This is a genomic window from Burkholderia sp. LMG 13014, from assembly GCF_905232215.1.
Lineage (GTDB): Bacteria > Pseudomonadota > Gammaproteobacteria > Burkholderiales > Burkholderiaceae > Burkholderia.
Map to the genome: position 1 here is coordinate 1 of NZ_CAJNKE010000330.1, position 6685 is coordinate 6685.

Annotated in this window: 9 protein-coding genes; 2 read left to right on the forward strand and 7 right to left on the reverse strand. The window is 65.7% G+C overall.

Features of this window, described 5'->3' with window-relative positions; translation table 11 throughout:
- On the forward strand, positions 1-934 hold a 934-nt coding region (locus tag JYJ84_RS24970), incomplete at its 5' end, for a ParB/Srx family N-terminal domain-containing protein (protein ID WP_205189573.1).
- A gap of 67 nt (positions 935-1001) precedes the next feature.
- Here JYJ84_RS24970 and JYJ84_RS24975 read toward each other — a convergent pair.
- Genes JYJ84_RS24975 through tyrS form a run of 3 tightly spaced genes read right to left on the reverse strand, consistent with a single transcriptional unit; the run spans position 1002 to position 3384 of the window.
- On the reverse strand, positions 1002-1664 hold the full coding sequence (locus tag JYJ84_RS24975) for a histidine phosphatase family protein (protein ID WP_122944486.1): 663 nt from the start codon (positions 1662-1664) through the stop codon (positions 1002-1004).
- 23 nt (positions 1665-1687) lie between these two features.
- Complete coding sequence (gene dtd, locus JYJ84_RS24980; protein WP_011350959.1) at positions 1688-2146, reverse strand: D-aminoacyl-tRNA deacylase; 459 nt, start codon at positions 2144-2146, stop codon at positions 1688-1690.
- A complete protein-coding gene (gene tyrS / locus JYJ84_RS24985) occupies positions 2143-3384 on the reverse strand; it encodes a tyrosine--tRNA ligase (protein ID WP_174963138.1) in 1242 nt (413 codons plus the stop codon). Before tyrS ends, dtd begins: the two co-directional genes overlap by 4 nt.
- Positions 3385-3526: 142 nt before the next feature.
- Between tyrS and JYJ84_RS24990 the strand changes: the two genes are divergently transcribed.
- Positions 3527-4675: an anhydro-N-acetylmuramic acid kinase gene (locus JYJ84_RS24990; RefSeq protein ID WP_175222376.1), complete on the forward strand. Its 1149-nt coding sequence runs from the start codon at positions 3527-3529 to the stop codon at positions 4673-4675.
- Between the two features lie 113 nt (positions 4676-4788).
- On the opposite strand, the gene erpA is transcribed toward JYJ84_RS24990, so the two are convergent.
- The 4 genes from erpA to rplM are packed head-to-tail and all read right to left on the reverse strand — an operon-like array spanning position 4789 to position 6210.
- Positions 4789-5160 carry an iron-sulfur cluster insertion protein ErpA gene (gene erpA / locus JYJ84_RS24995; protein WP_011350956.1) on the reverse strand — a complete coding sequence of 124 codons (372 nt, stop codon included), beginning with the start codon at positions 5158-5160 and terminating at the stop codon, positions 4789-4791.
- A gap of 20 nt (positions 5161-5180) precedes the next feature.
- Entirely contained in the window at positions 5181-5369 is a 189-nt protein-coding gene (locus JYJ84_RS25000; protein WP_164462493.1) for a hypothetical protein, read from the reverse strand.
- 9 nt (positions 5370-5378) lie between these two features.
- Positions 5379-5771: a 30S ribosomal protein S9 gene (gene rpsI / locus JYJ84_RS25005; protein ID WP_122944482.1), complete on the reverse strand. Its 393-nt coding sequence runs from the start codon at positions 5769-5771 to the stop codon at positions 5379-5381.
- A gap of 10 nt (positions 5772-5781) precedes the next feature.
- Positions 5782-6210, reverse strand: a complete 429-nt coding sequence (gene rplM, locus JYJ84_RS25010; protein WP_041490553.1) for a 50S ribosomal protein L13 — start codon at positions 6208-6210, stop codon at positions 5782-5784.
- Between the last annotated feature and the right edge of the window lie 475 nt (positions 6211-6685).

The following is a 6685-nucleotide window of genomic DNA, read 5'->3' on the forward strand; positions in this document are numbered from 1 at the left end:
TCGCGCGGGCGACCTGATCGACGTGACGCTCGGCGACCTCCATCCGACGCAAGGCGCGATCGGCTACGACCAGATCTACTACAAGCTCGGCCGCTACGAACTGCAGCCCGACAAGAAACTCGACGACTTCTGCGCGGACGAAGGCCTCGGCGGCGTCGCTTCGGGCGGCTACACGGCCAGGTCGGCGCTGCGCGAACCCGCGAGCTACACGTGCACGACGACCGATGCGAACGCCCGCGACCGCTCGGTGCTCAACCCGGTCGTGATCGGCCCGAACGGCGACGCGCTGTACCTGACCGACGGCCACCACGGCCTGTCGACCTACTACGAGACGCTCGACGGCGGCCCGGCGCTGCACGTGCACGTCGTCGTCAAGGACAACCTCAGCGACTACTCGGGCGACGCGTTCTGGCAGCAGATGCAGAGCCGCGGCTATCTGCGCCTCAAGAACGGCGAAGGCAAGCCGATCACGGCCGCACAACTGCCGACCGGGCTCGGCCTGAAACTCGGGATGACGAACGACCGCTACCGTTCGCTCGTCTATTTCACGCGCGACATCGGCTACAGCAAGCCCGCGCAAACCACCGACTACCTCGAGTTCTACTGGGCCGACTGGCTGCGCGCGCAACCGGGCACGTTCTCGCTCGCCGGCTATGACCTGACGCGTGGCGGTGCAACCGACCCCGATCCGGCAAAGGCCGACACGGGCTACCTGAACGCGGTCTGGAATGCGTCGACGCGCATGGTCGCGGCCACCGATCCGGTGATCGACGGCAAGACGGGCGCCGACCTCGGCCGCGCGGACACGATCAACGGCGGGAAGAAATACAACAAGGGGGAATTCGACAAGCTGCGCCAGCCGATCGCGGCGGACAAGCCCGGCAAGATCGCGTACGCGCTCGACTACAAGACGCGCCACGCGCTGCCGCAATAAGCCGTAAGCGGCAAGCACCACACGGGAAGGAAACCCCGGCCGGCGATGCCGGACGGGGCCTGCTGGCTCAGAGCACCTTGCGGTACCCGTCGTCGTCGCTTGCAGCGTCCAGGTGCGACACATCGGCCCACTGCACGACTTGCGCGCGGCCATCCACGTAATCGACGACGTTGATGCTCGTGTTGAGCAGCTGATAATTGCGCGGCGCCGACAGCTCGATACCGTTCGCGAAGCGATAAACGCAGTCGAGCACGCCTCCATGTGCGACGCACGCGATCCGGCCGCCCGGATGCTCGGCAACGATCGGTTCGAGCGCATGCAGCACGCGGTGATAGAACTCGCGCTGCGACTCGCCGCCCTCCGGCGCAAAGCCGGGGTCGCGCGTCTGCCAGGCCGCGTAGGCGTCGGGGAAGAGCGTCTCGATCTCGGCGCTGTCGTGCCCCTGGAACTGGCCGTACGAGCGTTCGCGCAGCCCTTCCCGCAGCCGCGGCGACAGCCCGAGCGCGTCGGCGAACGGCTGAGCGGTCTGCTGCGCGCGCATCAGGTCGCTCGAATAGATCGCATCGAGCCGCGCGCCGTCGCGCGCCTCGCGCGCGAGCCTCGCGGCAAGCCGCTGCGCCTGCTCGAGGCCCGATTCGGCCAGCGGGATGTCGATATGCCCCTGGATGCGCTTGATGCGGTTCCAGGCCGTCTCGCCATGGCGGATGAAAAGAATCTGCGTGGTGGCCATCGCGGCGCGTCTCCGGGGAAGAATCAGGGCCGCACCTGCAGCCAGAATGTCACGGGGCCGTCGTTGACGAGCGACACCTGCATGTCGGCGCCGAACTCGCCCGTCTCGACGACCGGATGGCGCGCACGCGCGGCCGCGACGAAATAGTCGAACAGCCGCGCACCCTCGTCGGGCGGCGCGGCGGGCGTGAAGCTCGGCCGCAGCCCGCTGTTGGTATCGGCCGCCAGCGTGAATTGCGACACGAGCAGCAGGCCGCCTGCGCGGCCCTCACCGTCGATATTCGACACCGGCAGGTTCATCTTGCCGGCGGCATCGCTGAATACGCGATAGCCGAGCATCTTCGCCAGCAGCTTGTCGGCCGCCGCGTCGGTGTCGCCGCGCTCCGCGCAGACCAGCGCGAGCAGGCCCGCACCGATCTCGCCCGTCGTGCGGTCGCCGACGCGCACGTCGGCGCGCTTCACGCGCTGGATCAGCGCGATCATGCGGTCAGCGTGACGCGTGCGAAGCGGCGCTTGCCGACCTGCACGACGAACTCGCCGGCTTCGACCTTCAGGCCCTTGTCCGACACGGTCGCGCCATCGATCTTCACGCCGCCCTGCTCGATGTTGCGCAGTGCCTCGCTCGTCGACGGCACGAGGCCGGCCTGCTTCAGCAACTGACCGATCGCGAGCGGTGCGCCCGCAAGCGTGACCGACGGAATGTCGTCCGGCACGCCGCCCTTCGCGCGGTGGTTGAAATCTTCGAGCGCACGCTCGGCGTCGGCCTGCGAGTGGAAGCGCGCGACGATTTCCTGCGCGAGCAGCACCTTGAAGTCGCGCGGGTTGCGGCCGCCTTCGATCTCGCGCTTGAAGCCGCCGATCTCGTCCATCGGGCGGAACGACAGCAGTTCGAAGTAACGCCACATCAACGTGTCCGAGATGCTCATCAGCTTGCCGAACATGTCGTTCGGCTGCTCGCTGATGCCGACGTAGTTGCCCTTCGACTTCGACATCTTCTCGACGCCGTCGAGGCCTTCGAGCAGCGGCATCGTGAGAATGCACTGCTGTTCCTGGCCGTATTGCTTCTGCAGTTCGCGGCCGACCAGCAGGTTGAACTTCTGGTCGGTGCCGCCGAGCTCGAGGTCGGCGTTCAGCGCGACCGAGTCGTAGCCCTGCATCAGCGGGTACAGGAATTCGTGGATCGAGATCGGCACGCCGCCCTGGAAGCGCTTCGTGAAATCCTCGCGCTCGAGGATCCGCGCAACCGTGTAGCGCGACGCGAGCTTGATCATCCCGTCCGCGCCGAGCGGCATCGACCATTCGCTGTTGTAGCGAATTTCGGTCTTCTCGCGGTCGAGCACGAGCGCGGCCTGCTCGAAGTAGGTCTTCGCGTTCGATTCAATCTGTTCGCGCGTGAGCGGCGGGCGCGTCGCGTTGCGGCCCGACGGGTCGCCGATCAGCGACGTGAAATCGCCGATCAGGAAGATCACCGTGTGGCCGAGGTCCTGCAGCTGACGCATCTTGTTCAGCACGACCGTATGGCCGATGTGGATGTCAGGTGCGGTCGGGTCGAGGCCGAGCTTGATGCGAAGCGGCGTGCCCGTGGCCGCGCTGCGCGCGAGCTTCTGCGCGAACTCTTCCTCGACCAGCAGCTCGTCGACGCCGCGCTTCGTGACGGCGAGCGCATGCCGGACTTCGTCGGTGATCGGGAAAACAGGCTTGGAACTGGGTTCGGTGCTCATCGGTGCCAGGAAGAATGTCGCAAAAGCAGGGATTTTCCCATAACTTGCGCGCGCATCGCTTAACGGCGCGTCATGTTGCGCGGATAATCGGGCGCAAGGCGCGCGGCACCGGCCCGCGCCGCACGATCCAGGAGGACCCCACGTGCCGCAACGACAGCCGCAAAACGCCCATCCGGCCGACGGCATCTACTTCGGGCTGATGTCGGGAACCAGCATGGACGGCGTCGATGGCGTCGCCGTGCGTTTCGAGGCCGGCAAAGCGCCGGTCGTGCTCGCGGAAGCGTTCGTCGGCTTCGCGCAATCGCTGCGCGACGCGCTGTTCGCGCTGCAGCAGCCCGGCCACGATGAAATCGACCGCGAATCGGTCGCCGCGAACGCGCTGGTCGCACGCTATGCGGTGTGCTGCCACGAATTGCAGCGCACGGCCGGGCTGTCGCGCGACGAGATCCACGCGATCGGCGTGCACGGCCAGACCGTGCGCCATCGCCCCGAGCGCGGCTATACGCGGCAGATCAACAACCCGGCGCTGCTCGCCGAGCTGACCCAGGTCGACGTGATCGCCGATTTCCGCAGCCGCGATGTCGCCGCAGGCGGCCACGGCGCGCCGCTCGCGCCGGCCTTCCATGCGACGGTATTCGGCGCGCCGGGCGAGACGCGCGTCGTCTGCAATCTCGGCGGGATCAGCAACATCACGATCCTGCCCGGCGAAGGCGGCGACGTGCGCGGCTTCGACTGCGGCCCCGCGAATGCGCTGCTCGACGAATGGGCGACCCGTCATCTCGGCAAGCCGTACGACGACGGCGGCAAGTTCGCCGCGCGCGGCACCGTCCACGCGCCGCTGCTCGACGCGCTGCTCGACGAGCCGTATTTCACTGCGCCGCCGCCGAAAAGCACCGGGCGCGACCTGTTCAATCCCGCGTGGCTCGACGCGAAGCTCGCCGCGTTCGCACACGTCGCGCCGCAGGACGTCCAGGCAACCCTCGTCGCGCTCACCGCCGTGTCGGTCGCACACGAGATCGCGCAACACGCAGCGGGCTGCAAGGCCGTGTTCGTCTGCGGCGGCGGCGCACGCAATCCGGTGCTGCTCGACGCGCTCCGGCACGCGCTGCACGAGGCCGGCGTGCCGGCCACGGTCGATACGACGGCCGCGCTCGGCGTGCCGCCTCAACAGGTCGAGGCGCTCGCGTTCGCCTGGCTCGCGTACCGTTTCACCGCGCGCCAGCCCGGCAATCTCGCGACGGTCACGGGGGCAGCCGGCAACCGCGTGCTCGGCGCGCTCTATCCGCGCTGACGCGACACCCGCCGCAACGCGGGCGCCGCATCGCCGTTGCGCACGGACATAAAAAAACGGGGCATGAAGCCCCGTTTTTCATTCCGGCGAACCGGACACGATCGATCGTGCGCTCAGACCGAGAACGACGAACCACACCCGCAGGTGGTGCTCGCGTTCGGGTTCTTGATCACGAACTGGGCGCCGTTGAGGTCGTCCTTGTAGTCGATCTCGGCACCGACCAGGTACTGGTAGCTCATCGAGTCGATCAGGAGCTGGACGCCGTTCTTGTTCATCACGGTGTCGTCCTCGTTGACTTCCTCGTCGAACGTGAAGCCATACTGGAAGCCGGAGCAGCCGCCGCCCTGCACGAACACGCGCAGCTTCAGGTCGGGATTGCCCTCTTCGTCGATCAGTTGCTTGACCTTGTCGGCTGCGGCGTCGGTGAAGACGAACGGAACCGGCATTTCGGCCGTCGTTGCTGCGGATTCGGTAACAGCGTTCATTGCGAACTCTCCAAAAAGCTTTAGCCGCTATTGTAGGGCCGATCAGAAGATCGTGCTGAAGTCCATGAAATCAATAGGTTCTTGTCGATTTCGTCAAACACGCCCGCGCGGGCCGCGGCAGCACGCGCCTGGAAGCGGACATAAAAAAACCGCCAGCGCGAAAGCTGGCGGTTTTTCGGGCAGACGCCGCCCGGGAGCGGCGAAGCCATGAAGCGGAATTAACGCTTCGAGAACTGCTTGGCGCGGCGTGCCTTGCGCAGACCGACCTTCTTACGCTCGACTTCACGCGCATCGCGCGTGACGAAGCCTGCGCTCGACAGCGACGGCTTGAGCGTCGCATCGTAGTCGATCAGTGCACGGGTGATGCCGTGGCGCACTGCACCTGCCTGACCCGTTTCGCCGCCGCCGTTGACGTTGACCTTGATGTCGAACGTCAGGCCGTGGTTCGTGAGTTCCAGCGGTTGACGCACGATCATCAGCGACGTTTCGCGCGAGAAGTAGTCAGCGATGGGCTTGCCGTTGACGATGATGTCGCCCTTGCCAGCCTTGATGAAGACACGTGCGACTGCGCTCTTGCGGCGGCCCGTACCGTAGTTCCAGTTACCGATCATGTGGGTCCCCTTAGATCTCGAGCGCCTTCGGCTGTTGAGCCGAGTGCGGATGCGTCGCTTCTGCGTAGACCTTCAGCTTCTTGATCATCGCGTAGCCGAGCGGGCCCTTCGGCAGCATGCCCTTGACCGCCTTCTCGAGCGCACGGCCCGGGAAGCGTTCTTGCATCTTGCCGAACGTCGTTTCATAGATACCGCCCGGGTAGCCCGAGTGACGGTAGTACTTCTTGTCCAGCGTCTTGTTGCCCGTGACTTTCAACTTGCTCGCGTTGACGATGATGATGAAATCACCAGTGTCGACGTGCGGAGTGAACTCAGGCTTGTGCTTGCCGCGCAGACGGCGTGCCACTTCGCTGGCAACACGGCCGAGAACCTTATCCGTCGCGTCAATCACGTACCATTCGCGCGTCACCTCATGGGCTTTTGCGGAAAACGTCTTCATGATCGATCCAAAAAAAATGCTTTGCCCGATGTGTTCGTCCTGCTTGTCTGTGTGCGCTTCAAGGCGCGGTGCAGGCTCTCCCTGTTCTTTTTCCGTGGGCATGAATGCGGAAAAGCCCTGAATTATAAAGGAAATACGGCAACGCGGTCAAAGGGAATCCACTTCCCGTGCCCACGGCGGCCGAAATGGGCCAAAATCCGGTCGTGCCCCGACAAGCCAGGCGAACCGAGCGCCCGGGGAGGCACCCATCGACGCGCGGCACATGACCTTGCCGCGCCAGACCGGCCGAATCTGGAAAACAACAAACAAGCATGATGAATCAACGACTTACGCCCTTCCTTGCGGCCGCGCTGCTGGCCGCCGCGGCGCCTGCCGTCGCCGCCCGCGCCGAATGCGAAGCCAAGCTCGACGCGCTCGATACACGCATTACCGAAGCCCGCGCCACCCATGCCGAGGATCGCGTCGCCCGCCTGCG

Coding starts and splice junctions, on each gene's coding strand:
- dtd (WP_011350959.1), bottom strand. CDS start 2,146: ATGATCGCGCTGATCCAGCGCGTGAAGCGCGCCGACGTGCGCGTCGGC.
- JYJ84_RS24975 (WP_122944486.1), bottom strand. CDS start 1,664: ATGGCCACCACGCAGATTCTTTTCATCCGCCATGGCGAGACGGCCTGG.
- rplM (WP_041490553.1), bottom strand. CDS start 6,210: ATGAAGACGTTTTCCGCAAAAGCCCATGAGGTGACGCGCGAATGGTAC.
- erpA (WP_011350956.1), bottom strand. CDS start 5,160: ATGAACGCTGTTACCGAATCCGCAGCAACGACGGCCGAAATGCCGGTT.
- tyrS (WP_174963138.1), bottom strand. CDS start 3,384: ATGAGCACCGAACCCAGTTCCAAGCCTGTTTTCCCGATCACCGACGAA.
- JYJ84_RS25000 (WP_164462493.1), bottom strand. CDS start 5,369: ATGGCTTCGCCGCTCCCGGGCGGCGTCTGCCCGAAAAACCGCCAGCTT.
- rpsI (WP_122944482.1), bottom strand. CDS start 5,771: ATGATCGGTAACTGGAACTACGGTACGGGCCGCCGCAAGAGCGCAGTC.